The organism is Brenneria sp. L4-2C (assembly GCF_040240335.1).
Taxonomy (GTDB): domain Bacteria; phylum Pseudomonadota; class Gammaproteobacteria; order Enterobacterales; family Enterobacteriaceae; genus Brenneria.
In genome coordinates, this window is sequence record NZ_JBEIAC010000013.1 from 96829 (window position 1) to 122767 (window position 25939).

General features: G+C 52.7%; 22 protein-coding genes and 2 pseudogenes. 16 read left to right on the forward strand and 8 right to left on the reverse strand.

What is annotated here, in order from left to right:
• Positions 1-103: 103 nt before the first annotated feature.
• The 3 genes and pseudogenes from ABRZ26_RS17580 to ABRZ26_RS17590 all read left to right on the forward strand — a co-directional run bounded on the left by ABRZ26_RS17580 (position 104) and on the right by ABRZ26_RS17590 (position 1744).
• On the forward strand, positions 104-967 hold the full coding sequence (locus ABRZ26_RS17580; RefSeq protein WP_319605450.1) for a YicC/YloC family endoribonuclease: 864 nt from the start codon (positions 104-106) through the stop codon (positions 965-967).
• A 191-nt stretch (positions 968-1158) separates the two neighbouring features.
• Positions 1159-1339 (forward strand): annotated as a pseudogene (locus tag ABRZ26_RS17585) (hypothetical protein); the annotation flags it as partial.
• Positions 1340-1426: 87 nt separating this feature from the next.
• The gene (locus tag ABRZ26_RS17590) at positions 1427-1744 is read left to right on the forward strand and encodes a helix-turn-helix domain-containing protein (RefSeq protein WP_319605451.1); all 318 of its coding nucleotides are present in this window, start codon (positions 1427-1429) and stop codon (positions 1742-1744) included.
• 21 nt (positions 1745-1765) lie between these two features.
• On the opposite strand, the gene ABRZ26_RS17595 is transcribed toward ABRZ26_RS17590, so the two are convergent.
• On the reverse strand, positions 1766-2026 hold the full coding sequence (locus ABRZ26_RS17595; RefSeq protein WP_121576508.1) for a helix-turn-helix domain-containing protein: 261 nt from the start codon (positions 2024-2026) through the stop codon (positions 1766-1768).
• 98 nt (positions 2027-2124) lie between these two features.
• Here ABRZ26_RS17595 and ABRZ26_RS17600 point away from each other — a divergent pair, with 98 nt between their 5' ends.
• The 3 genes from ABRZ26_RS17600 to ABRZ26_RS17610 all read left to right on the forward strand — a co-directional run bounded on the left by ABRZ26_RS17600 (position 2125) and on the right by ABRZ26_RS17610 (position 6940).
• On the forward strand, positions 2125-2448 hold the full coding sequence (locus ABRZ26_RS17600; protein WP_319605452.1) for a helix-turn-helix domain-containing protein: 324 nt from the start codon (positions 2125-2127) through the stop codon (positions 2446-2448).
• Positions 2449-3869: 1421 nt separating this feature from the next.
• On the forward strand, positions 3870-5567 hold the full coding sequence (locus ABRZ26_RS17605) for an AIPR family protein (RefSeq protein ID WP_413556313.1): 1698 nt from the start codon (positions 3870-3872) through the stop codon (positions 5565-5567).
• A 677-nt stretch (positions 5568-6244) separates the two neighbouring features.
• Complete coding sequence (locus ABRZ26_RS17610; RefSeq protein ID WP_319605453.1) at positions 6245-6940, forward strand: DJ-1/PfpI family protein; 696 nt, start codon at positions 6245-6247, stop codon at positions 6938-6940.
• 77 nt (positions 6941-7017) lie between these two features.
• Here the strand turns inward: ABRZ26_RS17610 and ABRZ26_RS17615 are convergent, their stop codons facing one another.
• The 3 genes from ABRZ26_RS17615 to ABRZ26_RS17625 all read right to left on the reverse strand — a co-directional run bounded on the left by ABRZ26_RS17615 (position 7018) and on the right by ABRZ26_RS17625 (position 10659).
• A complete protein-coding gene (locus ABRZ26_RS17615; protein WP_319605454.1) occupies positions 7018-7539 on the reverse strand; it encodes a hypothetical protein in 522 nt (173 codons plus the stop codon).
• 310 nt (positions 7540-7849) lie between these two features.
• Entirely contained in the window at positions 7850-9271 is a 1422-nt protein-coding gene (locus ABRZ26_RS17620; RefSeq protein ID WP_319605455.1) for a DASS family sodium-coupled anion symporter, read from the reverse strand.
• Positions 9272-9306: 35 nt separating this feature from the next.
• The gene (locus ABRZ26_RS17625; RefSeq protein WP_319605456.1) at positions 9307-10659 is read right to left on the reverse strand and encodes a class-II fumarase/aspartase family protein; all 1353 of its coding nucleotides are present in this window, start codon (positions 10657-10659) and stop codon (positions 9307-9309) included.
• Between the two features lie 244 nt (positions 10660-10903).
• On the opposite strand from ABRZ26_RS17625, the gene ABRZ26_RS17630 reads away from it, so the two are divergent.
• Together ABRZ26_RS17630 and ABRZ26_RS17635 are read left to right on the forward strand one after the other, a co-directional pair.
• Positions 10904-11638 carry a GntR family transcriptional regulator gene (locus tag ABRZ26_RS17630; protein ID WP_319605457.1) on the forward strand — a complete coding sequence of 245 codons (735 nt, stop codon included), beginning with the start codon at positions 10904-10906 and terminating at the stop codon, positions 11636-11638.
• Between the two features lie 158 nt (positions 11639-11796).
• The gene (locus ABRZ26_RS17635; protein WP_319605458.1) at positions 11797-12840 is read left to right on the forward strand and encodes a MerR family transcriptional regulator; all 1044 of its coding nucleotides are present in this window, start codon (positions 11797-11799) and stop codon (positions 12838-12840) included.
• Positions 12841-12863: 23 nt separating this feature from the next.
• Here the strand turns inward: ABRZ26_RS17635 and ABRZ26_RS17640 are convergent, their stop codons facing one another.
• Positions 12864-14225 carry a DHA2 family efflux MFS transporter permease subunit gene (locus ABRZ26_RS17640; RefSeq protein ID WP_319605459.1) on the reverse strand — a complete coding sequence of 454 codons (1362 nt, stop codon included), beginning with the start codon at positions 14223-14225 and terminating at the stop codon, positions 12864-12866.
• 99 nt (positions 14226-14324) lie between these two features.
• Here ABRZ26_RS17640 and ABRZ26_RS17645 point away from each other — a divergent pair, with 99 nt between their 5' ends.
• On the forward strand, positions 14325-15215 hold the full coding sequence (locus tag ABRZ26_RS17645) for a LysR family transcriptional regulator (RefSeq protein ID WP_319605460.1): 891 nt from the start codon (positions 14325-14327) through the stop codon (positions 15213-15215).
• A 38-nt stretch (positions 15216-15253) separates the two neighbouring features.
• Here ABRZ26_RS17645 and ABRZ26_RS17650 read toward each other — a convergent pair whose 3' ends face one another.
• Positions 15254-15424 carry a hypothetical protein gene (locus ABRZ26_RS17650; RefSeq protein WP_319605461.1) on the reverse strand — a complete coding sequence of 57 codons (171 nt, stop codon included), beginning with the start codon at positions 15422-15424 and terminating at the stop codon, positions 15254-15256.
• 45 nt (positions 15425-15469) lie between these two features.
• On the opposite strand from ABRZ26_RS17650, the pseudogene ABRZ26_RS17655 reads away from it, so the two are divergent.
• Positions 15470-15706 (forward strand): annotated as a pseudogene (locus ABRZ26_RS17655) (integrase core domain-containing protein); the annotation flags it as partial.
• An 897-nt stretch (positions 15707-16603) separates the two neighbouring features.
• Here the strand turns inward: ABRZ26_RS17655 and ABRZ26_RS17660 are convergent.
• Complete coding sequence (locus ABRZ26_RS17660) at positions 16604-17503, reverse strand: LysR family transcriptional regulator (protein WP_319605462.1); 900 nt, start codon at positions 17501-17503, stop codon at positions 16604-16606.
• A 673-nt stretch (positions 17504-18176) separates the two neighbouring features.
• Here ABRZ26_RS17660 and ABRZ26_RS17665 point away from each other — a divergent pair.
• The 6 genes from ABRZ26_RS17665 (at position 18177) to ABRZ26_RS17690 (ending at position 25223) form a co-directional block, all read left to right on the forward strand.
• The gene (locus ABRZ26_RS17665) at positions 18177-19829 is read left to right on the forward strand and encodes an ABC transporter substrate-binding protein (protein WP_319605463.1); all 1653 of its coding nucleotides are present in this window, start codon (positions 18177-18179) and stop codon (positions 19827-19829) included.
• Positions 19830-19887: 58 nt separating this feature from the next.
• Positions 19888-20832 (forward strand): ABC transporter permease, encoded by a 945-nt coding sequence (locus tag ABRZ26_RS17670; RefSeq protein WP_249231705.1) that lies wholly within the window; start codon positions 19888-19890, stop codon positions 20830-20832.
• Complete coding sequence (locus tag ABRZ26_RS17675) at positions 20832-21704, forward strand: ABC transporter permease (RefSeq protein WP_319605464.1); 873 nt, start codon at positions 20832-20834, stop codon at positions 21702-21704. Before ABRZ26_RS17670 ends, ABRZ26_RS17675 begins: the two co-directional genes overlap by 1 nt.
• A gap of 10 nt (positions 21705-21714) precedes the next feature.
• The gene (locus ABRZ26_RS17680) at positions 21715-23352 is read left to right on the forward strand and encodes a dipeptide ABC transporter ATP-binding protein (RefSeq protein WP_319605465.1); all 1638 of its coding nucleotides are present in this window, start codon (positions 21715-21717) and stop codon (positions 23350-23352) included.
• A gap of 75 nt (positions 23353-23427) precedes the next feature.
• Positions 23428-24915 (forward strand): amidase, encoded by a 1488-nt coding sequence (locus tag ABRZ26_RS17685; RefSeq protein WP_319605466.1) that lies wholly within the window; start codon positions 23428-23430, stop codon positions 24913-24915.
• 47 nt (positions 24916-24962) lie between these two features.
• Positions 24963-25223: a GNAT family N-acetyltransferase gene (locus tag ABRZ26_RS17690; RefSeq protein ID WP_349830376.1), complete on the forward strand. Its 261-nt coding sequence runs from the start codon at positions 24963-24965 to the stop codon at positions 25221-25223.
• 57 nt (positions 25224-25280) lie between these two features.
• On the opposite strand, the gene ABRZ26_RS17695 is transcribed toward ABRZ26_RS17690, so the two are convergent.
• Positions 25281-25939: Rpn family recombination-promoting nuclease/putative transposase (locus ABRZ26_RS17695; RefSeq protein WP_319605467.1), on the reverse strand; the 659-nt coding region annotated here is incomplete at its 5' end.

Here is a 25939-nt window from a genome sequence, read left to right on the forward strand (position 1 = left end):
CCCCAAACGGGCAGCCTGACTGCCGGATCAAAGATTTTGTCCTACCCTGCCCGCAGACACGACGCTATAATCCCTGCATCATTTGCTTTACAGGTATGCACCGATGATTCGCAGTATGACCGCTTACGCCCGGCAGGAAGTCAAGGGCGACTGGGGCAGCGCAGCCTGGGAACTGCGTTCCGTTAACCAGCGCTATCTGGAAACCTACATCCGTTTACCAGAACAGTTCCGCAGTCTGGAGCCTGTTATTCGCGATCGTATCCGCTCCCGTCTGACCCGCGGTAAAATTGAATGCAACCTGCGTTTTGATCTCGACCCGCGCGCGCAAAGCTCGCTGATTCTGAATGAAAATCTGGCTAAACAGCTGGTCAGCGCCGCCAACTGGGTAAAAATGCAGAGCGACGAAGGGGAAATCAATCCGGTCGATATCCTGCGCTGGCCCGGCGTCATGGCGGCGGAAGAACAGGATCTGGACGCCATCAGCGCCGAGCTGTTGCAGGCATTGGATCGCACGCTGGATGACTTCATCAGCGCGCGGGAAAGCGAAGGCCATGCATTAAAAACGCTGATTGAACAGCGTCTGGCCGGCGTCAGCGCCGAAGTCGCCAAAGTGCGCGCGCAGATGCCGAATATTCTGCAATGGCAGCGCGAACGACTGCTCAGCAAGCTGGAAGACGCGCAGGTACAGCTGGAAAATAACCGGCTGGAACAGGAACTGGTCATCATGGCCCAGCGCATCGACGTCGCGGAAGAGCTCGACCGCCTGGAAGCGCACGTGGCGGAAACCTATAAAATTCTGAAGAAAGAGGAAGCCGTCGGCCGTCGTCTGGACTTTATGATGCAGGAGTTCAACCGTGAATCCAACACGCTGGCCTCCAAATCCATCAACGCCGACGTCACCGCCTCCGCCATCGAACTCAAGGTGCTGATTGAGCAGATGCGCGAGCAGATCCAAAATATCGAATAATTTCCACCCTGTTCCACCGACTGCCACAAAGCCCTGTTTTCAGGGCGTTTTTGTTGCTATCGCCGAACGTAAACGCAATCGCCCCGCCAGAATCCATAACGTCAACGATCTGTTTAACGACTGGAAACAGGATTTGGTGCGACGCCTTAAACACCCGCCTATCCCACAGCGGATCTTCGCCAGAGAGATCGCGCCACACCTGCCGCAGCCTGCTGGCTGCGTTAGGCGTTCTGCTATGTCGCCGAACGGTGCCTTAATCATAAGCTGAAAGGCGTTGAAGGCATTTATGATCGGTATGATTACTTTGAGGAACAGCGGGAAGCGCATTGTAAACTGGCAGACCTCGGTAAGCCGATTATTGCGAACTATTAATTTTCTCTACTTCCGGTTGTACCAGCGACATATAAGCTACGACATTCGTAGTATGCAGGCGAATTTATACCTACGAATATCGTAGTCATGAATACTCGCCGACAGCATCGTGATATTTTCAGTCAACGTCTTAAGGATGCCCGCTTACTTCGGGGCTTGTCCCAGAAAGGGCTGGGTATTGCTGCCGGGATTGATGAGTTTGTTGCCAGTGCGCGTATTAACCGTTATGAGAAAGGCGTGCATGAAGCCAACATCGTAACGGCAAACCGATTAGCGGAAGCATTAAACGTCCCGCTGGCGTATTTCTATGCGGATGATGACAATCTGGCGAAAATAATCCTGCTTTTCTCCGATCTGCCCGCCGCACAACAAAGCGCACTGCTTGCATCGTTAGAAAACAAATAAACAAAGTAACGCAATCATGTTTTACTCAGACTGCCGCCCTCTGATTCTTATCTTGCGATCGATTAATTTCCCTGTCTCATCATAATAGCGACTCGGCCAGATCTCGGCAGGATGAATGCCCAATTCCTCGGCAATCATCCATTCACCTTTCGGCCAGGGACGAGCAATTACGTTTGCCAGCGTCGATGAACTCAGCCCTGCCGCACGGGAAAGCGCAGCCATTGTGGTGCCTTGTTTGTGCAAGGCCGCAACGATATCCGCCTTATGCCAGTCGTTTTTCATGTAACCCCCTAACTCTTCGTCGTAAAAGGATCATGCACAACCCAATACTACGTTATTCGTAGTATCCGACTCAAGCAAAAACTACGATTCTCGTAGCCATGAAAACAAGACCTAATTATCACGACATTTTCTGTCAACGGCTTAAGCAGGCGCGTCATGCCAAAGGACTCTCGCAAAAACAGCTTGGTATTGACGCCGGGATAGATGAGTTTGTCGCCAGTACGCGCATCAATCGCTATGAAAGAGGCATACATCAGGCCAATATTGAGACGATTCAACTGCTGGCGGAGGTGCTGGAATTACCTGTAGCTTACTTTTATACCGCCGATGACGAACTGGCCGAACTAATACTGGCGTTTCAGGCGCTGCCGCCTGAGGAAAAATCGGAAATTCTGGCGCTGGTAAAAAGCCGGGCTGAATAGCGTCGCTAAAGGCTGCTTCCTACATATTTCTTTTATCTTCAAGCATTACCCTCTCTTCCATCCTCAACAACCTCTGTTCTCCAGCGCACGGCGATTTACGACACGGATTTACCGTGCCACGCTGAACAATACCTGCGCGCCGGAGCGGCAGCGGTTGAGGTATGACGGGGATATCGGTTATGCACTCGGGGCAGCCGCCTGCATCAGCAGGGTAATCCCCTCAGGCTAAAAACCTGCCTCAGGTATCGGTTCAGTCCTCCTCTGATAAGTGGGTTGATAAGAATTGACGCAGAAAATGTGCGTCAGATGACAGGTAGCGCCGGAAAGCGCTGTGGCGCAAGGGCTGGCGCAGAGATCGTTAGCGGCGTCACTTGCAACGGCTTTGCGCCGTATGAAGTGACGCCGCTGCCTCATGGATGCATTCTCTGAGGCAGCAAATGGCCGTTGACGGTTGCGCCAGCTATAAAGGTTGTTACGCATCAATGCGTATGCGAAAGGCAAGAATAAACAGGATGCAGCCCTAAGGCATTGGGATAAGTGAGCTACCATCGCCGCAGCGATCACCCGCAAAGTGGTAGCGAGGCGGGTTGGGAATCGACCACACAGGTTGGTCCTGCGCGTTGCCTTGAAGGTCGTGGCAACATGGGAGTGCTGCTTGCAGCAGCGGTATAGCACTGACAATTTACTGCGCCAAAATCCGTATATCAAGCGGCTAACGCGCTGCGCTTGTTGGCTCCTTACTGGATTTCTATTCCATAGAAATCCAGTAAGGAGCGTGGGAGTCCACACACGGTAAGATAAATAATTTGTAAAAATTACCGAATAATTATTCATTTCAGGAGACAGACTTGTTCAAGTACAGTTGATTCCGACCGACCTTGTAGTAGAACCATAGGACCTACCTATTTGATCTGTTCCCCATTGATTAACACGCAGCGAATATGTGTAACATGCGCTTCTGGCACAATTTTCCAATAACAGCGTCTTGGAATGTTATGAACGAGAAGCTGCTGATAGCCTCAGGAACATAATCCGCATGTAGTAAGACCGTTAAGAGTGGATAGCTCTATTATATGAAACAGTTACACTTAACCATTACGGTTCAGCCAGAAAACTATCTCACCGGCAGCAGTCACCTGCCTGAGAAATTTTCCCGGTCCTATACCGGGTTTTTATTTACCTCATCTCTGGCAGACCTGAATGCGCATGAGTGTATGCTTATGTCGCTTGAAAATGTATGAGTCTCATGCACCATTTTTATGCGAAATTTGTTGTATGGCGGCCCCGATAGCGATTTACAGTGTGCATAAAAACCATGCTGTTAAGTGAAACGGGCAATAGGAGCTTAAGGAAATATCCAAACCAAGTTTCCAGTGATAGGATAAGAAAAATTTCAACCGCTGTTTTCAAAGGTTTGTCCTATGCACAGAATAGTTAAAGCCCACCTTGAAAGTTTCGTGAAAAGTTTTGGTATTGAAAATCTCGAAGAAGATGTTCAATTTGAGTTGTTTTGTAATAAAGCTATCTTATCTTCGCGAATTAGTATGGATTTCGAGATTGATGACGTAACAAGCGGTTCTGGTGATGATGGTATGGACGGTGTTGCTATCATTATTGATGAAGAACTTTGTATCTCTCCAGAAGATGCAAACTCTGTATATTCATCACAACGGAAAAACCATGATGTCGACATAGTTTTTATTCAATCAAAAAGAAGTGAATCCTTCGATCTTGGCGATTTTTTAAAGTTCAAAGAATCAATCTTTCGGTTTGTAGAAGAGACACCTTATTCATCCACAGATGATATCCAAAAAAATGCCCATGATATATTCGACGTTGTTATTAAGAACGTACCTAAAATAAGAGGTGGCAGGCCTACTTTCACAGCAAGATATGTAGCAACTGGAATATATAAAAAACCAAAAGAACTTGAATCAGCTCGAAGTGCATTTATCAATGAAGTTAATGAACTGGGATATTTCTGTAACATCAGTGTTGAGTTTGTAGACCGAGATGAACTAACGCGCACTTGGATCGACACATATTCAGTTGTAAATGCAGAGCTTCCTTTATTTAGCAATGCAGCTCTGCCTAAAATAAATGGCATCGAAGAGGCTTATCTTGCTGTTGTTAAAGCCAAGGATTTTGTAGACAGTTTGTTAATAACAGAGGAAGGTTCTCTTCGCAATCATGTCTTTGTTGAGAATGTCCGAGCTTTCTTAGGAATTGATAATCTAGTAAACGCCTCTATTGCCGAGACAATAAAAAATAAAGATTCCGCTTCAAGATTTCCCGTTTTAAATAATGGTATCACCATTGTAAGCCCCGATGTAAAACTTCAAGGTAATATTTTACATTTAGAGAGTTTTCAAATAGTTAATGGTTGCCAAACTTCGAACGTTCTCTATGAATGCCGAAATTCCTTAGATGATTCAATGATGGTAAACCTTAAAGTTGTAGAAACTTCAAATGAAGACGTTTTTTCTGAGTTAGTTCGAGCAACAAACAGTCAAACAAAAGTTGATGAGACACAATTTTATTCTCTACGCCCAATCATTAAAAAAGTTGAAGCCTATTTTGATACATATGAAGGCCAAGATGGTCGACTATTCTTGGAAAGACGCGAAAGACAATTTATAGGTAGAGATATACCTGCTGTGAGAGTTTTCTCTGTACATATGGCAGCCAAATGCGTTGCAGCAATGTTCTTTAGACGACCTGATCTTTCCTATAGATATCCGAAAAGAATGTACGAACTTCTTGCAGAAAAGATTTTTTCAAGCGATTCTAAAGAGATCGTATTTTATGCTGCTTGCCTTACCCTGTACAGACTACACCTATTGACATCTAATGCAGATATTCCACAAAACATCCGAAAATACAAATGGCATTTAATGGCTGTTGTTGGAGCAGTTATCGCTGGCAAAGAAATTCCAAAGTTAGGTTCAAAGAAAATGGACGCCTACTGCGGAAAAATAATAACAGAGATGACAAAACACGGTGATAAAATTAAGGCAACCTTCCAGAAAGCTGTAGAAATAGTGCTATCTATTGAAGGTATTACAGATGATAGAATGAAACGGCAGACAATTCTTGAGGAAATGTTAGCCAAAATATAATGATTATTGAGGGGGAAACCTCCCCCTCTCTTATTTCTTCAGTTGATTATTTATAAACTCCTCGTTATATAAATCTGACCTGTTCCCAATTTGTCAAGACACTGGGTTTTTGGTAGTATCATTTTCTGGCACTGGCCCGACTATTGAAGCGAATTGAAGCCAAACAGCCAATTACATTCCTTAACCTATGAAGCCAAATAGCGACTCTACAGGCCTAAAAATCTCCAACCCCAAACGGGTAGTACATTGGGTAGTAAATCCCCACCGAAACAGAATAAATCCCACTAACAAGCTAATTTCTAATACCTTTTATTCATATTCAATAAACAGGTCCAATCGAATAATTTCCCCCCTGTTCCACCAACTTCCACAACGCCCTGTTTTCAGGGCGTTTCCGCGGACTATGCCAAGCGGGTAATGCAACTGCTTTCAGACCCTCTGGCGTCTATCCCATCTAAAGCTTGAAGAGATCCCGGCTACTGGCTATCGTGGAAATCACGATATGCGGCTAAAACCTGTTAGCGGCATACCAAACAACTTTCCGTGCCGGCTTTCACTGGATTTTTCGGGGCTTTTGATATGGGTGGCAGAAGATTAATGCTTCCTTTGCCCTGCGGGGAGATCCCCTCAAGACTCCGTGCAATCAGCATGAGGAATCACCTACAAGGAATGCCGCTATGTCACTTCCCGTCCCACTCACTATCGGGTTGCTGCTGTTTCCTGAACTGACACAGCTCGATCTTACCGGCCCTTTTGAGGTCTTTGCCCGCACGCCTGGCGTGCAAACTCACCTTATCTGGAAAAACCGTGAACCGGTGTATTCCGATCGCGGTTTAGCGATGCTGCCCACCACCACCTTTGCCGACTGTCCGCTGCTGGATGTGGTTTGCGTCCCTGGGGGGCCGGGTCAGATTGCGCTGATGTCGGATGAAGAAACACTGTGCTTTTTACGCCGTCAGGCACAACAGGCGAGGTTGATTACCTCGGTATGCACCGGGTCGCTGGTGCTGGGCGCGGCGGGATTGTTGCAAGGCTATCGGGCCACTTCGCACTGGACTTCCGTCGATCAACTGGCCTTGCTGGGGGCGATACCCGTACATGAACGCGTGGTGCGCGATGGTAATCGCATAACCGGCGCAGGGGTGACCTCCGGTATTGATTTTGCTCTGACGCTGGTGGCTGAACTGTATGGCGCGGAAACGGCGCAGGCGATTCAATTGCAGATGGAGTATGACCCAGCCCCGCCCTTTCGCAGCGGTTCGCCTCGTTCAGCCACGCCGGAGCAGGTTGCCGCCGCGCGAGAAAAAATTGCTGATTTCATCGCAACACGCCGCGAGGCGACGCTACTGGCGGCCAAAAAACTGACGCCGTAATACAGAAGATGATGTTAGATCCCCTTAATATCTGCGCCGCCATCATCTTTCAGCTACCTATCACCGTAATTGGCATTTTACCAATTCCGTTTATTTACTAATCTAGCGCTGAAATAATAGAAAACAATCGTTATCAAAAGATTAAAACCCACTACTGTCGCCATAGTGGCAAAAGAAATCCTTTGATTATCAGAGATAAAAATTTCATAGGGAAATATTCTAAACACCCCCAAAAACAGAAAAGTAAAAATAAAGATTTTTACAAACCGTCTCACAATAGACAAAGCACATTCGCTCAGGTGTTCAGTGAATTTCACTCGGTTAGTTATAACATTAAAAACAGTTATCATCGCACTGAGTAATGGCACACTGATGAGAAGATTAATAAGAATGTTGATGTAATAGCTGACTGATTCGTAAGGTTCTGGATCGGCCTCTCCGAAGAGCAATTTACCTAATTTATCGGCGGTATCGAAGCTGACGTACTTGTTCATGATGTTGTTGACCAAATCATCATAATGCCCAAATTTAGCAACCATCATCATTACCGCAAAAAACAGGACAAGTTTTATTATCAAATCAATAACACGTTTCGCCACTAGAGAACACCTCGATTGTGCCGTTTGCTTTTAATTTACTCATGCTGGGAGCGCCTATTCTTTGAATTCTTAAATAGCGCATTCGAGTTGCAGGAAGGCGGCAACTGAAGCGGCCAAGTAACAACGCCAACACACAGGCAACTGGAAGTGTGAAGATTATAAACCACTTATCGCGTATGCCAACAGGATAATTTCAGCTTAAAACAGCAATGATAAATGATTTTATATGCAGAGGATGGCAACTTACCGCAAAAAAAGGCCCTATCCGCCTATTCGTTAAATAAGGGATACGGCCTTATTTTATGACTTATTAGTAGTAACCGAGTAATTTCCACCATGCCAAACCGACGGCGAAAATCAGGAACACATTAAAGGTGACAATGACAAAGTTAATTTTATAGAAGCGCGCGCGTTCAAAATATCCCTGGGCAAAATAAATCGGCCCCGGCCCGCCGCCATATTCCGTGGTGCTCCACATCAGGTTGCTAAAAATACCGAAGCAAATGGCGACCATCATCGGCGGCGCGCCTGCGGCGATGGCCGTCGCGGCAAAAGGAACATACAGCGCCGCAACATGGCCGGAGGCGGTGGCAAAGAGGTAATGCACGTAAATATACAGCACCCCCAATAATACAAATGTTTGTATCACGCCAAAGCCATCAACAGAATCGCCTAATATCGCGGCCATCCATTTAATAAAGCCCAGTTCGGAAAGTCCGCCGGCCAGGCTGATAATCACGCTGAACCAGATGACGGTATCCCAGGCCGCATGATCTTTAAGCAACGCTTTCCAGTCGACGGCGCCGACGGCAAACAGGTAGGCCGCCAGTCCGAGCCCAATCGATGTGGCGGATAACCCGGTGATCAAGCTGGTTCCCCATCCAACCAGCGCGAGAATAAAGCCAATGGCGACCTTTTTCTCCACCCTTGTCATGGGGCCTAGCGTTTCCAGCGAGCGACGCCCCATCTCTTTCGCTTCCGGAGTGCGTTTTAACTCGGGATTAAGCATTTTATACAGCAGCAGCGGCATCAGGCAAAAGCACACCATAGCGGGAACCACTGCCGCGATAAACCAGCCTCCCCAGGTGATTTCCACCTGCAAAGAGTTTTTCGCCAGGCTGGTGACCAGCGGGTTGGCCGCCATTCCGGTAAGGAAGATCGCGCCGGTGATCGGCGTAAACTGAAAACAGACCATAGTGAGAAAATCACCGATCTTTTTCCCGGTCTCGCCCGGCGCAGAGCCAAGAACGACATTAATCGAACGGGCTATCGGAAAAATAATGCCGCCCGATCGTGCCGTTACCGAAGGCATGGCCGGCGCCATGATCAAATCGGATACCCCTAATGAATAGGCGATACCGAGACTGCTGCCGCCGAATAACGACAGCATTTTATACGCAATTCGATTCCCCAGACCGGAAGTCACAAAACCGAGAGAAAGAATATAAGCGCAAAATATCAACCATACGGTGCCGCTGGAAAAACCGGATAATGCTTTTGCTTCAGTTAATGTATTGGTGAATATGGTCACGCACAGCGCAATTAACATCACTGCGCCAGAGGGTAATGGCTGGGTTAGAATTGCCGCGATAGTCGCGGCAAAAATAGCAAACATATGCCATGCCTGAGGCGTGAGACCTTCCGGGACAGGAGAAAACCAGATTATTCCGCCGATGGCGACAGGAATAATGGCGGCAATCAGCTTTTTCCCCGTAGACGATCCAGATGACATAATCATCTCCTCAATCGTTGTACGATTAGCGTGAATTAATTGCGCGCGGCCGAACTTTTTAATACCTGATCGACCATGGCCGGCGCCATGCCGAGATAATTAGCCGGGTTCGTCAGTCGTTCTATTAATTCAGCATCAAGACGGCTGGAAACGCTGGGCATCGCATTCAGCACATCGGCAAGACGACCGCCTTGCTCGTTCACTATCCGGCAGGCGTCGTAAACGATGTCGTGCGCATCCTGACGGCCGATATACGGCGCCAACCCCATCATGACGGCTTCCGCAACGATCAGTCCTTTGGTCATATCGAGATTTCTGGCCATCGCCTCTTCGTCCACGATCAGTCCGCTCAGCATAAATTTGGCCTGATGCAACGCGCCGGCCGTCAACACGAAACTTTCAGGGATGGCGATCCATTCCGCGTGCCACGGCCCGGTGGCGCGTTCCAAATCCTGCACCATGGCGTCCAGCATCAAACCCGCCTGTTGACGCACGCCCTTGGCGCAGGCCAGCATCAATTCGCTGGAGATAGGATTACGTTTTTGCGGCATGGTGCTGCTGGCGCCGCGGCCTTTCACGAACGGCTCATACAGCTCGCCGAACTCGTTGGAAGCCATCAGCATCACGTCATAGGCAATCTTGCCCAGTGAACCGGTGATCAACGCCAATAAATTGACCGCTTCGGCAAACCCATCGCGCGCGACGTGCCAGGTTGAAACCGGCACGCCCAGGCCCAGCTCCTCCATCATGGCTTTTTGCACATCCAGCCCTTTATCGCCCAGAGAGGCCAGCGTGCCGGCGGCGCCCGCGAACTCGCCGACCAGAATACGCGGGCTGGCTTGCTGAAGACGCTCTTCATGACGATCAAAAATATCCAGCCAGATCGCGGCCTTGTAGCCGAATGTCACCGGCAACGCCTGCTGTAAATGGGTACGACCCGCCATCGGCGTATTGCGGTAACGTTGCGCCAGATCGGCCAGCGTGCCGCGCAGCGTTTTGATATCCGCTTTGATGAGTTCAAAAGCGTCGCGGATTTGCAGCACCACGGCGGTATCCATAATGTCCTGCGTGGTTGCGCCCCAGTGGACATAACCGCCGGACTCCCCCGCCTGCTTAGAGATTTGATGCACCAGCGGGAGAATGGGATAACCGACGATTTCCGTTTCGTGACGCAGCAGATCGAAATCCAGCGCGTCGGCGTCGCATTTGGCGGCGATTTCCCGCGCGGCCGCTTCAGGAATAACGCCGCAGCGAGCCTGAGCTTTCGCCAGCGCGATTTCCACCTCCACGTATTTGCGAATCAGTTCGTGGTCGTCAAAAATAGCGCGCATTTCCGGTGTGCCGAAAGAATCACGAAATAAAATTGAATCAAGTACATTCGAGGCCATAAAAGAATCCTTGATACATCATGAAGGGTGATAAAATGCGACATGCCTTACGTCGGAACGCGGCGACTATCTGTTGAATGCCGTACGATGATGAGACATACGCAGCCGGTCAAATGGCCGAACAACATCAAATGTCCGTACATTTAATTTGTGCAGACAAGATAGAATGTACGGACATTTAAAGGGAAGTTTTTTTCTATCCCTTTGTGATGGGGATCATCAATATTTATTGAAGCCGTTACCTATGAAAGAATCTTTGTATAAACGTATTTCGCGTGAACTGGTTCAAAACATCGCGTCCGGCCAGTTTCCGGCAGGCTCGCTTTTGCCGTCCGAATTGGAATTGTGCGAACAGTATCAGGTCAGCCGTCATACGGTACGCGAAGCACTGCGCGAGCTGACCGAGCAGGGATTAATTCTGCGACGTAAAGGTATCGGCACCCTGGTGGCCGACAGAACGGCAAACCAAGGACTCAACCATCCGCTGGCATGTCTTGAAGATTTATTTTTCCTGGCGAAAAACAATCTGCGGGTCGTGAAGAAGATCGATGAAATCGTTGCGGACTATGAGCTTTCCCAAATCATCGGCGGCGCGCCCGGCGCGCGCTGGCTGCATATCGCCAGTATCCGTGAAGACAGCGAGAAAAAAGATGAACCGATATGTTGGACCGACAGTTACGCGAGCCCAAGGTACAGCAAAATACGCCAGTTGGTGCGCAGCGATCCGTTCGCGTTAATCAGCGATTTAATCGAAGAACACTATGGCGTGCAGAGCGAGGAAGTCAGGCAGACCATTTCCGCCGTCAGCATTCCCGCCAAGATAGCCAGAGCGCTTGGCGTTGAAAACGGTTCGCCTGCTCTGAAAATCATACGCCGCTATATCGATCGCAACGGTGAAACGTTTGAAACCACGGTATCGATCCATCCCGCAGACCGATACACCTGCTCTATTGTGCTAAAACGGCAGAACAACAGCTAACAACCGCTGAACGCCACTGGCCGCGCTTCGTCAGCAGATCTCGAAGAGGCGCTTAAGCGGGGTATTTAACGCCTTCAGGCATTTTTTGCATATTGTCTTGACCCTCACGTAACGTAAGGCCGCAGAGTAGCGCAACTGGCTAAGGACAAGGAGCAGCGATGTTGATACAAGTGGGGGAACTGGCGAAACGCGCCGGGATCACCGTTCGTACTTTACACCACTACGAGCAAACAGGGTTGCTGTTGCCTTCCGCCAGAAGCGCGGCGGGTTACCGGCTGTATAATCTTGCGGATGTTCAGCGCCTGCATATGATTCAGGCGCTGGCAAAAGCGGGGCTGGAGCTTGCCGAGATCAAGGATTTTCTGGAGCAGGATACGCTCTCTATGCCGGAACTTCTCGACGCGCAAATCGCCTTGCTGGATAAACACATGCGCAGCATTAATACGCTGCGCGACCAGTTGGTGTTTTTGCGTACGGAGCTGGCGGCTGGAGAAGAGCCTGACCTGGAGTCCTGGTTACAGACTCTGGAGTTAATGAATATGTACGATCGCTGGTTTAGCAAAGAAGAGTTGCAGCAGTTGCCGTTCGTCTCGCAGAGCGAACGACTGTCATCCCTCTGGGCGGCGCTGGTGATGGAAGCGCAAACGCTGATGTCGCAGAAAGTCGATGAGGCCGATCCGCGGGCGATAGATCTGGCGATCCGCTGGATGGAGCGGCTGGAGCAGGATACCGCGGGGAAAGCGGAGTTTTTAAACCGGCTGAACGCGATGCACAGCGTCGAGCCGCAAATGCGGGAACTGACCGGAATTACCGCACAGATGACCGACTACATCACCCGCGCCTTCGCCGAAAGCAAGCTGACTATCTGGCAGCATTATCTCACGCCGGAAGAGCTGGCCTTTACCCGGACGCACTATTTTGATCGCCTGATGGAGTGGCCGCCGCTGGTGGCGAAGCTGCATCAGGCCAGCCGGGACAGGCTCGATCCGGCGTCCGAGGACGGACAGGCGCTGGCGGAAAACTGGCTTGAACTCTTCCAGTCGTATGCGGGGGAAGATCCCGTCACGCAGCAAAAATTTCATTTCGCCATGCAGCAGGAGCCGCATATGCTGAAAGGAACCTGGATGACGCCAGACGTGCTCCAGTGGCTGCAACAGGCGATCGGGATAATGGTGCAATGTCGTCAGGCCAAAATACCGTAACCCAACCTGCCGCAAGCGAGGGCTCAATCATCCATGCTCAACATGCAGGCAATCACTAACGCCAGCAGTATGTGAATCAGCGCCGCCAGCGCCATCAGCATCGTCAATGGCGAGGCCGCCAGCGAAAATATCAGGCCGGCCAGAGCGATACCCATTAACGACCCAATCTGGCGAAAAGCGGTATGGGCTGCCGACGCCGTGCCGGCGGTATCCGGGGAACGGCCGGACAACACCGTCGCGGTCATCGGCGGCACCACAAATGCCACGCCGCCGGCCAGCAGCGCCATCGCTATCACCACGGGAAACGTTACCTGTTCGTCTAAACACAACATGCCGGCATATCCCATGGCGCTCAGCAGCAATCCGGCGATCATCTGTTTTTTCACGCCCCAGCGCGACATTGAGCGGCCAGCCAATAAATTGCCGACCATCAGACAAGCCGCCAGCGGCAGCAGCGCGATCCCGGTCTGCAAAGGCGTATAGCGCAGGTGCTGCTGTAGAAGCAGGCTCAGGGCATAAAGGCTGCCAAAATAGCAGACGTTAATCAAAAAACCGGTAAGGTTGGCGAGGTTAAACGCGCGACGGCGAAAGAAAGATAACGGCAGCATGGGGGAAACGGCGCGCCGTTCCACTACGATGAAACCCGCTCCGCATATCAGCGCAAACAGCGTCATAAACGGTAACAGACTATGCGACCATCCCTGCGCCGGAAGCTGTATCAGCACATAGCTGATGCAGCCCAGCGTGGCGATCGCCAAAATCTGTCCCGCCATATCCAGCCCTTTTCCCGGATTCGCCAACGAACAAGGCAGCAGGCGGCAACCGGTCAGCACGCCATACAACCCAATAGGCAAATTAATCAAGAAGATACCGCGCCAGCTGAAATAGCCGACCAGAAAGCCGCCGAGTACCGGTCCCGCTGCCGCCGCCACCGATACCATGCCGCCAAACAGCCCTATCGCCCGCTGTCGCGACTGATTATCCGACCAGATAACCGACAGCAATGAAAATGACGCGGGAATAAACAGCGCCGACCCCACACCCTGCGCCAGACGCAGCAGAATTAATTGCGGCATCGACCCGCTGATGCCGCAACCGACCGATGCGCCGGTAAACACGACCAGGCCAAGCAACCACATACGTCGGGCGCCGTAGCGATCGGCCAGAACCCCCGCCGAAAGCATCAGCCCGGAAAGCGTCAGATTATAAGCATCCACAGCCCAGGTCACCGCGGAGAGGGATGCATGAAACTCGGACTGAATATTCATCGTGGCGATATTAATCACATTGACGTCCAGAATCGCCATAAACATTCCGGCACACAGCGTCAGCAGGGTATGAACCTGACGCGGTTCATCGGTGACCAAACTCAGCGGCGACATCATTTTCCCCTATTGGCGGAACAGGGCTACGAGTGTAAAAAGAGAAGGATGAGTTGAAAACGCAGCGGAAATAGACTTATCCGCAGCAAAAATGCAGAGGGGATGATGAACTGGGACAACGCCCGTTATTTATTAGCCGTCGCCCGTACTGGAAGTTTACGCGCCGCCGCCGCCTGCCTGGGCGTCGATCAGGCAACGGTTGCCCGCCGATTACGCTCGCTGGAGCAACAACTGAATACCTCGTTATTCCATCGTTCTCCGGAAGGCTATCGTCTGACGGCAAGCGGGAAGCAACTGCTGCCCGATATCGAACGGATGGAAGCGACGGCGGCATCTATCGAACGAAAAAGCATGGGAATGAATGCGTCTTTAGCGGGCAAAGTGCATATTGCTTCCACCGACTCGCTGGCCCGCTGTTTTTTGCTGCCGGCGCTGCATGAACTCCAACAAGCCTGCCCCAACATTACGATAACCCTGTCCACCGCCCCCGACGTGGTGGATATCCGGCGCGGTGAAGCCGATTTGGCGGTACGCAGCGCCCGTCCCACGGATAGCAATTTAATCATCCGCCGTCTGGCGACGTTGCAGCTTGGTCTGTATGCCTCCGGGGAATATGTTTCCCGGCGAGGCCGACCCGTACCCGGCAATGCGTTTTCCGGCCACGATCTGGTGATGTTTCCACAGGAAACCGTGCCGCAATACTGGCAAAGGCTGTGCGGGGAGCCCCTGACCAATGGCCGTATCGTGCTGGAAACCAATTCGCAGTGGATGTACATCGAAGCCCTTCGCCAGGGCCAGGGTATCGGCATGATGGCGCGGGAAATCATGCAACGCTGCTGTCCTGAACTGATAAACGTTATGCCCGCCCGCAGCGAGCCCGCCGACATCTGGCTGGTGGTCAATCCGGACGTCTGGTCGGCGGGGCGCGTTCAGGCGACGATTTCGGCGATAAGCGATTGTTTTAAAAATCTCACCTTATCAGGTTACGATTAACATCCCGGAACAAGGCGTCGTCGCTCCCCGTGATCTGATTAAATCGAGCAATCCGCCATAATTTGCGCCAGCATACTCTGGCAGGTTTTGATGGCGATGGATGACGTCCTCTGCCGGGACAGACACAGATCGACCCGTACGCGCTCAATCAGCGGATCCAGCAACGGGACGGCGACCGGCCGACTTAAACGCTCGTTGTATTCATTCAATAGGTACCATGACCCGGAATATACGCGTGGCGAGTTGGTAAAGGGGCTAAAAATAATGACATTGAACTGAATTTTATCCAGCCGGGTAAACCGCAACAGAACGCCTATATTGAGCACTACAACCGGACAGTGCGCTATGACTAGCTGGGAAAATATCTATTTTCATCACTGGATTAATTACAGCCGTATGCAACAGTACGGCTATGGTTTTATAATCACGAAAGGCCCAATATGGTACTGGGTAGATATACACAAAAGCAAAATATATTACGTGCTACATAAAATCTACTTATGACCTTCGTTAAAAACAGGAGGATTACCGAAAGGTACAACCGTAGCGCTATTAGGCGAAGTTATTTAAGTCATTACCTATAAAATAAAGTATTTTCAATGAGTAAGGGTACAGTTATATAAGGTCGAATACTCACTGGCGGATCTACTTATTAGTGCTATTTTCTAGCTAGAAAATACTAGCACCCTAACTATTCTTTTTAACTTATATGTAAGTTTTTGCCTCCTCTTTTTTCTTAACTTATACAATGGATTTCTGTGTTTTACCCCATCTATGTGAAACGCAGTGGAGATATAGATGAGTATCAATAATAATATGATAATAGTCATCCTTGCTCCTTATAGATTAAAACAAAGCGTACTTAAGCATATTTAATATAACCCTTATAAATTAAATACTCCACCCCCAAATTGTACAATTTCATTTAAACATTCAAATTGAGATTATTACTTTTATTTTCATTATTCCATATATCATATGGGATTTTTATTACTATTATGAATAATCAGCCCATCCCGTTTTCTACTCTACGGACTTCCCCGGACAGTCAACGCCGGTTTGATTTTTTCTATCCGGCTATCACTGATAGCAAAGGGATAAGACTGCGGTACTAGACATGGTCATGATGAATCGTTGTCGATTCAGACTTTGATAATAGAGGGAGAAGATGCGATACAACGCGTTGATATAATCCTGTTTAGGGCCGGCGTAGGAAATAATAGCGATTTCACCACCGCCGACATCCAGCTGGCGGTCAATCCGGACGTCTGGTCGGCGGGGCGCGTTCAGGCGACGATTTCTGCGATAAGCGATTGTTTTAAACAGCTCTCCTTATCAGGTTACGATTAACATCCCGGAACAAGGCGTCGTCGCTCCCCGTGATCCGATTAAATCGAGCAATCCGCCATAATTTGCGCCAGCATACTCTGGCAGGTTTTGATGGCGATGGATGACGTCCTCTGCCGGGGCAGACACAGATCGACCCGTACGCGCTCAATCAGCGGATCCAGCAACGGGACGGCGACCAGGCCATCCCCCAGATCCCGATTCTGGCGCGCGGCCTGCGGCAGCACCAGCAAGGCGATACCGGCCCGAGCCAGGGATTTTTGTACTTCCACCGAACTGGTGGTGTAGGCGACATTAAGCTGAACGCCCTCTTTTCGTGCCGCGGCTTCGATGATTTGCCGGGTGGAGAAAGTGGAATTGGGTATCGCCAGCGGCTGGCCGGCAAGATCTCGTATGGTGATGGAGTGGCGTTCGGTGAACGCATGTCCTTTCGGCACCAGAACCCGATGCCATACATCGCAATGGTGGGTCACTTCAATTTCGGCGCAGGGCGGCATGTAGAAGGTCAGCCCGATATCCGCTTCTCCGGCGCGAAACGCATCCGCAATACGGGGCGCGCTGCCGGTTTCGATTTGAAACTGCACTTTGGGGTACTGTTGGGAAAATTTCGCCAGCACCGGCGCCAGCATGCTGGCGATTAAGCTCTCGCTGACGAACATCCGAATGGTGCCCGCCACCACCCCCTGACTGTTGGCAATATGTTCCTTCACATGATCCAGTTCGCGCAGCGTGGCGCTGACCGCCTGCGCAAGAAACTCGCCTTCTCGTGTTAAGCGGATGCCGCGCGGATTCCGTTCAATCAGCGAAGCGCCATAAAAATGCTCCAGTTGTTCAATCTGGCGGCTTACCGCACTGGGCGTCACATAGAGTCGGGTGGCCGCTTTACGTAACGAAACGCATTGCGCCACTTCATTAAAATATCGTAATGCCCTGAGTTGCATGACGACTCCTGCAAATAACGGTTCTATTCCACTGCCTCAGCAATAAATATGCCATTCTCCGTTTATCTTGTTTTATTTCGGCTCAGACCTTTTCATTGCTCGCTTTAGGTAAAAAAACGAAACCCCATTTAATACAGTCTATTTTCTTATGGCTAAAAAAACAGCCAAATTGCACTATGTCAGTGCAACTTAGCATAGGAAATCAGTGCATCACGCCAGGATAAAGAATAAAACAATGAACGACGGCGCCTGCGTTTATCAATTATTAATTAAAAACATCCATTTACTATGAAATTCCTATTCATAACTAATAATAATATCTCTTTTCGCACTGCACTACGATGCGGCACCGCCGCCATTATGCGTCTTATTGGCTACCTTTTGCCTGCACAGAATCGCAGACAAAAACAATAATCAACTGATAAATAAAGATAATGATTTTAATTCCCTGTTTGATGAACGCAGCCAGGCGTCTACTTTTTATCAACACTGAGTCGCTGATGTTGTGATAGTCTCGTGAATCAGACTTTTGTAGTGTTTTTAGCAGCAGGAGGAGATCGTTTTATTTTATTAGCGGCGCGCCATGCCAGTAATGCTTTTTGCTTTCCATTCCACTTAACCTGTTATACCCAATAAATTTTAAGTAACAGAACGGCCGCAGGCGACTTAAAACATGACGGGTATTGATATCATCGGGGATATTATGAAATTAATAACGGTTAAAAATGCATTTATCGATAAAATAGCCACAAAAATAACCTCACATCGAATTATTTGCGGCCTGCTGGCGACGTTTTTCAGCCTGTCGTCTTTTGCCGAAACCCCTGCCGACGTATTGAAAATCATCCCCAGCAGCAACCTGGTCTCGCTCGATCCCATGTGGACGACCGCCAACGTGACCCGTAATCATGGCTATATGATTTACGACACGCTGTTCGGCACCGATATCGACGGCAACATCAAGCCGCAGATGGTAGAGAGCTGGAAGGTATCTGATGATAACCTGACCTGGACATTCGTCCTGCGCGACGGGCTGAAATTCAGCGACGGCACGCCGGTGACCAGCGATGACGTGATCCCTTCCCTGCAACGCTGGTCCACGCGCGACAGCTTTGGCAGCGCGCTGGCGTCGTTCGTCGAGCGCTATCAGGCGGTGGATGCGAAAACCTTTACCCTCACCCTGAAAGAACCCTTCGGCATGATGCTGGAGGCGTTGGGCAAACCCTCTTCCAACGTGCCGTTTATCATGCCGAAGGCGGTCGCCCAGACATCCGGCGACGTGCAGATCCGCAGCACCCTCGGTTCCGGCCCCTATATGTTCAAGAGCGACGAGTTCAAATCCGGCGAACGGGTGGTCTACGTGAAAAACCCTTACTACGTGCCGCGCGATGAGCCGCCTTCCGGCACCACGGGCGGGAAAAAAGTCTACATTGACCGCGTGGAGTGGCTGATCATCCGCGATCCGCAAACGCAGTTTAACGCGTTGATCAACGGTGAAGCCGATATTCTGGAACAGCCGGCGTTCGAACAAATCCCCGCATTAGGCAAAACCCCCAACATCAATCTGGTCAAGGCGCAGCCGATCGGCATGTTGCAAATCATCCGCTTTAATTTCCTGCAACCGCCGTTCAACGATGCGCGTATTCGTCGCGCCGCCATGCTGGCTCTGGGCGAACAGCAAATGCTGCGCGTGCAAATCGGCGTACCGGAACTGCAAAAATTCTGCAAAAGCATGTATCCCTGCGGCACCACTTTCGCCTCGGACGAGACCGGCGAGTTCACCGGCGTAGCCAATCCGCAAAAAGCCAAGGCGTTGCTGCAAGAGGCCGGCTACCAGGGCCAGCCGGTTGTGTTGATGCGCCCCACCGACTCCCCGACCATCGCCAAACTGCCGCTGGTCGCCAAACAGCAGCTTGAGCAAGCCGGCTTCAAGGTCGATTTGCAGAATATGGACTGGCAGACCCTGGTGGCCCGGCGCGCCAAAAAAGACGCGCCTTCAGCCGGCGGCTGGAATGCGTTTATGACCGCCTGGGCGGCGGAAGACGTCCTCAACCCGCTAACCATGGCGATGATGAACGCGCGCGGCGAAAAAGGCTGGTTCGGCTGGCAGGACGATCCTGAACTGGAAGCGCTGAAAGCCCGCTTCGCCCGCACCATGGACGAAGGAGAGAAGAAAAAACTCGCCACGCAAATTCAGCTACGCGCCTTTGAAACCGTCACCCATGTGCCGCTGGGCCAGTACGAACTGCGGGCGGCCGTCCGTTCCAACGTAACCGGGCTGGTGTCTTCCGGCGCTCAGGTGTACTGGAATATCCGCAAGCAGTGATCCCGACGGGCGCACAGGCGCCTGTCGACCAGTTGGCTAGTCGCAACGAGGAACGAGCATGTTGACATTTACCGGCAAACGCCTGCTGGCGACACTCCCTGTTCTGCTGGTGGTGGCGGTCGCCATTTTTATGATCGTCCGGCTGATTCCCGGCGATCCCGCCGCGGTTATCGGCGGCAACAGCGCCACCAACGAGGATATCGACCGCATCCGCGAGCAACTGGGCCTGACCCTGCCGCTGTGGAAGCAGTTCGTCATCTGGGCGCAGGGCGTGCTGCACGGCGATTTCGGCTACTCATTTTTCATGAATCAGCCGGTGACCTCGCTGCTGATGCAGCGCATGGAACCCACCCTGTCGCTGACGTTCGGCACGCTGCTGTTCACCGTGCTGATCGCGCTGCCGCTGGGCGCGCTGGCGGCCTGGCGCATGGGCGGCTGGCTGGATCGCTGCGTGATGTCCTGTTCCGTGGTCGGCTTCTCCATACCGGTGTTTGTGATTGGCTACCTGCTGATCTATGTGCTGGCGCTCAAGCTGCAATGGCTGCCGGTGCAGGGCTATAACCCGCTGTCAAAGGGCTTTCTCCCCTGGTTGAACAACCTGATTCTCCCCTGTCTCACGCTGTCGGTGACCTATGTGGCGCTGCTCGCCAGGGTAACGCGCGCGGCGGTCAGCGAAGCCTTGACCGAAGATTTCATTCGCACCGCGCGCGCCAAAGGCATCACCGAACTACAGGTGCTCAGGCATCACGCGCTCAGGGTGGCGGCGGTGCCGGTGGCGACGGTAATCGGCGTCAGCGCCGCCCTGCTGCTTGGCGGCGTGGTGGTGACGGAAACGGTGTTTGCCATTCCCGGCCTGGGACAGCTCACGGTGGACGCCGTACTCAACCGGGATTTTCCGGTCTTGCAAGGCGTGGTTCTGTTCTTCGCCGTGACCTATATCCTGCTGAATTTCCTGATAGATCTGAGCTATCTGTGGCTGGATCCGCGCATCCGGGATGAATAATGAATACAGCTAAACGACTCTGGCGTAATACTTCGGTAAAAATCGGCGTGCTGACCCTGACGGCGTTAGCCATGATGGGGATCGGCGCGCCCTGGCTCGGGACTTTCGACCCCGGCGTGATGGACATGAATTTCATTTCCGTCAACGCCGGCACCCACGGCCTGGTAACCCTGCTTGACGGCACGCAAATCCTGCATACCTTCTGGATGGGCAGCGACAGTCTGGGACGCGATATCTGGAGCCGCGTGCTTTATGGCACGCGCATCTCGCTGACCGTCGGCCTGATGACCGCGCTGACCGCCATTCTGGCCGGCTGCCTGCTCGGCATGCTGGCGGGCTATTTCCGCACGCTGGATATGCTGCTGATGCGCATGATGGACGGCCTGATGGCGATCCCCTCGGTACTGGTGGCCATAACGCTGGTCGCCATATTCGGCGGCAATCTGACCACGGTCATCATCGCCATCGCAGTACCCGAAGTGCCGCGGGTCACGCGGCTGGTGCGCTCGCTGGTGCTCAGTCTGCGCCAGGAAGCCTTTGTTGAAGCGGCGCGCGCGCTGGCGACCAGCAATATGATGATCCTGTGGCGCGATATTTTACCCAACGCCATGGCGCCCCTGATTGTACAAGGCACCTTTGTCGCGGCGTCGGCGGTGCTGACGGAAGCGATCCTCAGCTTTCTCGGCTTAGGGCTCCCCGCCGACATTCCCACCTGGGGCAACATCATGGCCGAAGGCCGCGTGATGTTCTCGCAACGTCCGGGGGATGTGCTGTTCCCCGCGCTATTCCTGGTTCCCTCGGTGCTGGCCATCAATCTGCTCGGCGATGGCCTGCGTGATGTCCTCGATCCCAAATTCTCAAAACGGCTGTAGGGGAAATCTGATGAACAAGCTTGAACATAACGCCCCGGTGTTGCAAATCGTCGACCTACAGGTCGCTCTGCCGGCAGATGCCGACCGTCCGTACGCCATTCAACAGCTCGATCTGGCGATCGAGGCAGGAAAAACGCTGTGCGTGGTCGGCGAATCAGGTTCGGGAAAATCGGTTCTGGCCACCACCATCATGGGATTGATGGCCAAAGAGCTGCGCATCAACAGCGGCACGATCAGGCTGGCGGGCAATACGCTGCTGGATTCAGGCCATTACGCCAGCAATCGGCGGATGCGCCAGCTGCGCGCCACCAGTATGGGGATGGTTTTTCAGGAGCCGATGACCGCGTTGAATCCGGTTCATAGCTGCGGAGAACAGGTTGACGAGCTGCTGCGCGCGCATACCCACTGGCCCGCCGCCGAACGCAAGGCCAGAATATTGGCGATGTTCGAGCGGGTGCGTCTGCCCGACCCGGCGCGTATCTACAAAAGCTATCCGCACCAGCTCTCGGGCGGCCAGCGCCAGCGCATCGTTATCGCAATGGCGATCGTCCTTAAACCGCAGTTGCTGATTTGCGATGAACCCACCACCGCGCTGGATGTCACCACGCAGGCGGAAATCCTTAAGCTGATCCGCGAACTCCAGGCGGAACAGGGCAGCGCGGTGCTTTTCATTACCCATGATATGGGCGTGGTCTCGGAAATCGCCGACCACATCCTGGTGATGTATCGCGGCGAGATGGTGGAACAGGGCGCCTGCGAACAGGTGCTGCGACATCCGGCCACCGACTATACCCGTTCACTGCTGGCGGCGGTCCCCGATATTACGCCGCCGCCGCCGCGCCAGCCGCCCGGCAATCGCCTCCCGCCGCTGCTGGTGGGCCAGTCGGTCGGCAAAACCTATGTCAGCCGCGACTGGCTGGGGCGCAGCAAACGCTTCGACGCTCTGCGGCAGGCCAGCGTCGCGGTTCACCGCGGCGAAACCGTCGGCATCGTGGGGGAATCCGGCTCAGGGAAATCTACCTTCGCACGCTGCATGATCCGCATGATCGCGCCCAGTTCGGGCAAGATCCTATGGGGAGACCGCGAAGTACAAACCTTGCCCGAATCCCAGGTGCGGACATTGCGTTCGCGCGTTCAGGTGGTTTTTCAGGATCCGAACCGATCGCTGAATCCGCGCCGCACCATCGGATCTTCGATCATGGAAGGCGCGATGAATTTTGGTCAGAGCCGGCAGCAGGCCCGCCACACCGCCGAAGCGTTGATGGATCGCATCAACCTGCCGCGCGCGTCGCTCGATCGCTATCCGCATCAGTTTTCCGGCGGACAACGGCAACGGCTGGCCATCGCCCGCGCCATCGCCTGCGATCCTCAGGTGCTGGTGGCGGATGAAGCCGTCTCCGCGCTGGATGTATCGGTGCAGGCGCAAATCCTCGACCTACTGCGCGAATTACAGCGTGATTTGGGGCTGGGGCTGCTGTTCATCACCCACGATCTGCGCGTCGCGGCCCAGCTTTGCGATCGCGTCATCGTGATGCATCAGGGAGAGGTGGTTGAACAAGGCATCACCGCCCAGCTATTCGGCCAGCCCCGGCATGATTACACGCGTCGTCTGCTGGCTGCGGCGCCGCGTTTGGCGTTGATGAAATAACCGGCTTATTTTTCGGGCATATCACGTCATTTCCATAGCGGACGCTGCCCTTAATGTTGCAACCTGGAGTGGTATATGAAGTCACAAGTGATGGACTGGGATGAATGGTCGGCCTATGACGCGGTGGGACTGGCGGAATTGATACGTAAGGGCGACGTCAGCGCGGCAGAACTGGCCGCACAGGCGGCGCAGGCCATTGCCCTGCTGAATCCCACGTTAAGCGCGGTGGTTGAAGTATTCGACGATGTGGTCGCCGATCCGCTGAAAGACGGCATGAACCCGCAGGGCGCCTTCGCCGGCGTGCCTTTTCTGATAAAAGATCTGGGGCCGACCCTGAAAGGCCGTTTGCAGGAGATGGGATCGCTGCTGATGCAGGGCAACCGCTCGCAGAGCGACAGCTTTCTGGTCGGCAAAATGCGTCAGGCCGGGCTGAATCTCATCGGCCGCACCACCACGCCGGAATTCGGCGTATGCAGTTCGGCGGAAAATCCGGCGCTCTACATCACCCGAAACCCCTGGGATCCGGACTACACCACCTGCGGTTCCTCCGCCGGTACGGCGGCCTCGGTGGCGGCCGGCATCGTACCGATGTCCCATGCGACCGACGGCGGCGGCTCGATCCGCATTCCCGCCGGATTTAACGGCAATATCGGCCTGAAACCCTCGCGCGGGGTGTTCTCCATCGCGCCTTACGCCTCCGATCTTACCGGTCTGGTGTCGATTCAGGGGTGCCATACCCGCACGGTGCGCGACACCGCCGCCTTTGTAGACCACTGTCGCGGCGGCGCGCCGGGAGAGTTCATGCCCTACTGGACGGCGGCGGAAAGCTACCGCGAGCTGATTGCGCGCGACCCCGCGCCGCTGCGCATCGCGCTTTCCCATGAATGGGGCGACTATCGGGCTACGCCGCATTTTGTCGCCGAATTGGAGAAAACAGGCCGTTTTCTGGCCGATCTGGGCCACCATGTGGAATGGGTGACGCCGCAGGTGGATTTTCGCGCCGCCTTTGCGGCGCAAACCACCTGTTATATCAGCAACTTTGCGCAGACGATTTCCGCCATGCTCAAAAATCTGCGGCTGGACGCGCCGCCGTCGGATCGGATCGAACCCATCAATATCCGCATCTGGCAGGCCGGCAAAGATATTTCCTTCAGCGAACGCGCGGCGATGCAGACCGTATTCAACAACACATCTCGCGCCTTTGGCGCTTTCTTCCAGTCCTGGGATATTATCCTCACCCCCATCACCGCGCTGCCGACGCCGAAGATCGGCACCATGGAGTACCTGACGCTAAGCGATAACCCGTCGGTGACGGACTGGTTCGCCCACTTATGGGAAAATTTCGCCTATACGCCGTTATCCAATCTGTGCGGCATTCCGGCGATCTCCCTGCCGCTGGCCGCGCAGGAGAACGGACTGCCCTTCGGCATTCAGGCGCAAACGCGCCAGGGCGACGACGGCCTGCTGCTACAGCTTGCCGCGCAGATTGAACGCGCCATCGACGGTAAGTGGAACGGAGGCAGAAGGCCCGGCGTACATGTGACCCACGCGCCGGGCGTATAAAGTTTAATGGTCTCTCCGCAAACGAAACGCCGTATCTGCGTTACTGACTGGGCGCGGAAAACTGGGGAAAAGGATATTGTACGGAAGCGGTGCGGGCGATGATTCATTATGGCTTCCGGCAGCTTGGGCTATGTCGGATCAACGCCCGCTGCGACGATGAGAATATCGCCTCAAAGCATGTGATGCTGCGCTGTGGAATGCGCCGACGGCCCGCAGGGTGGCAGGCAGAGATAGCTCGCCATAAAAAATCGCCGGGAGCGATTTTAAACGTCGCTTGCGACGGCCCGCAGGGTGACGGGCAGGGATAGCCCGTCATAAAAAATCGCCGGGAACCTGGGAATCCCAGAAAATAATGATAAATCATCTTAAATGTTTGCGGAGAGCGCCAACTGCGCCATCTCCTCGTCGGAAAGCCGGGTAATTTGCTGGACCTGCTCGCGCGCCATGCCGGTCAGCAGTAACTGGCGCGCAATCTGCCGCGCGCTGGTTTTCATACCTTGTTCTATACCTTGTTCTATACCTTGTTCTATGCCTTGCTCTCTTCCCTGTATTACTCCGGCCTGCAACCCCTCTTCAAATCCAATTTGTTTCAGCTGCTGTGCAATCGTCATTATCTCCTCCCGATCCGTTGACAACGGCTCCGCCACTATTTCGATAAAATCGGCTGGTCTGGATGTATTGCCGGTTTGCGCGATGTAGTACAACAACGCCTTTTTCTGCCTCAGCGGCACCTGCCAGCGTTCAAATAATAACCCGATGTCTCGCGCCAGTTCCAGCATATCCCGCGTACGGATATGCTTTTGCACCAACTCCAGCAACGCCGCCCGCCGGTGGGTTTTAATCTCCTCATCAGAAGTCACGGTCAGATCAATCAGCGGAAAAGCCTTGCTGTATATCCGGGTCGCCAAAAGCGGATCATCAAAGGCATCCAGCCAGCGCAGGCTGTACGGATACGGACTGCGTTCTCCCTGATAGAACAGCAGCGGCACCACCAGCGGCAACTGATCATGGCCCTGTTCAAGAT

Coding starts and splice junctions, on each gene's coding strand:
- ABRZ26_RS17580 (WP_319605450.1), top strand. CDS start 104: ATGATTCGCAGTATGACCGCTTACGCCCGGCAGGAAGTCAAGGGCGAC.
- ABRZ26_RS17590 (WP_319605451.1), top strand. CDS start 1,427: ATGAATACTCGCCGACAGCATCGTGATATTTTCAGTCAACGTCTTAAG.
- ABRZ26_RS17595 (WP_121576508.1), bottom strand. CDS start 2,026: ATGAAAAACGACTGGCATAAGGCGGATATCGTTGCGGCCTTGCACAAA.
- ABRZ26_RS17600 (WP_319605452.1), top strand. CDS start 2,125: ATGAAAACAAGACCTAATTATCACGACATTTTCTGTCAACGGCTTAAG.
- ABRZ26_RS17605 (WP_413556313.1), top strand. CDS start 3,870: ATGCACAGAATAGTTAAAGCCCACCTTGAAAGTTTCGTGAAAAGTTTT.
- ABRZ26_RS17610 (WP_319605453.1), top strand. CDS start 6,245: ATGTCACTTCCCGTCCCACTCACTATCGGGTTGCTGCTGTTTCCTGAA.
- ABRZ26_RS17620 (WP_319605455.1), bottom strand. CDS start 9,271: ATGTCATCTGGATCGTCTACGGGGAAAAAGCTGATTGCCGCCATTATT.
- ABRZ26_RS17625 (WP_319605456.1), bottom strand. CDS start 10,659: ATGGCCTCGAATGTACTTGATTCAATTTTATTTCGTGATTCTTTCGGC.
- ABRZ26_RS17630 (WP_319605457.1), top strand. CDS start 10,904: ATGAAAGAATCTTTGTATAAACGTATTTCGCGTGAACTGGTTCAAAAC.
- ABRZ26_RS17635 (WP_319605458.1), top strand. CDS start 11,797: ATGTTGATACAAGTGGGGGAACTGGCGAAACGCGCCGGGATCACCGTT.
- ABRZ26_RS17640 (WP_319605459.1), bottom strand. CDS start 14,225: ATGATGTCGCCGCTGAGTTTGGTCACCGATGAACCGCGTCAGGTTCAT.
- ABRZ26_RS17645 (WP_319605460.1), top strand. CDS start 14,325: ATGATGAACTGGGACAACGCCCGTTATTTATTAGCCGTCGCCCGTACT.
- ABRZ26_RS17660 (WP_319605462.1), bottom strand. CDS start 17,503: ATGCAACTCAGGGCATTACGATATTTTAATGAAGTGGCGCAATGCGTT.
- ABRZ26_RS17665 (WP_319605463.1), top strand. CDS start 18,177: ATGACGGGTATTGATATCATCGGGGATATTATGAAATTAATAACGGTT.
- ABRZ26_RS17670 (WP_249231705.1), top strand. CDS start 19,888: ATGTTGACATTTACCGGCAAACGCCTGCTGGCGACACTCCCTGTTCTG.
- ABRZ26_RS17675 (WP_319605464.1), top strand. CDS start 20,832: ATGAATACAGCTAAACGACTCTGGCGTAATACTTCGGTAAAAATCGGC.
- ABRZ26_RS17680 (WP_319605465.1), top strand. CDS start 21,715: ATGAACAAGCTTGAACATAACGCCCCGGTGTTGCAAATCGTCGACCTA.
- ABRZ26_RS17685 (WP_319605466.1), top strand. CDS start 23,428: ATGAAGTCACAAGTGATGGACTGGGATGAATGGTCGGCCTATGACGCG.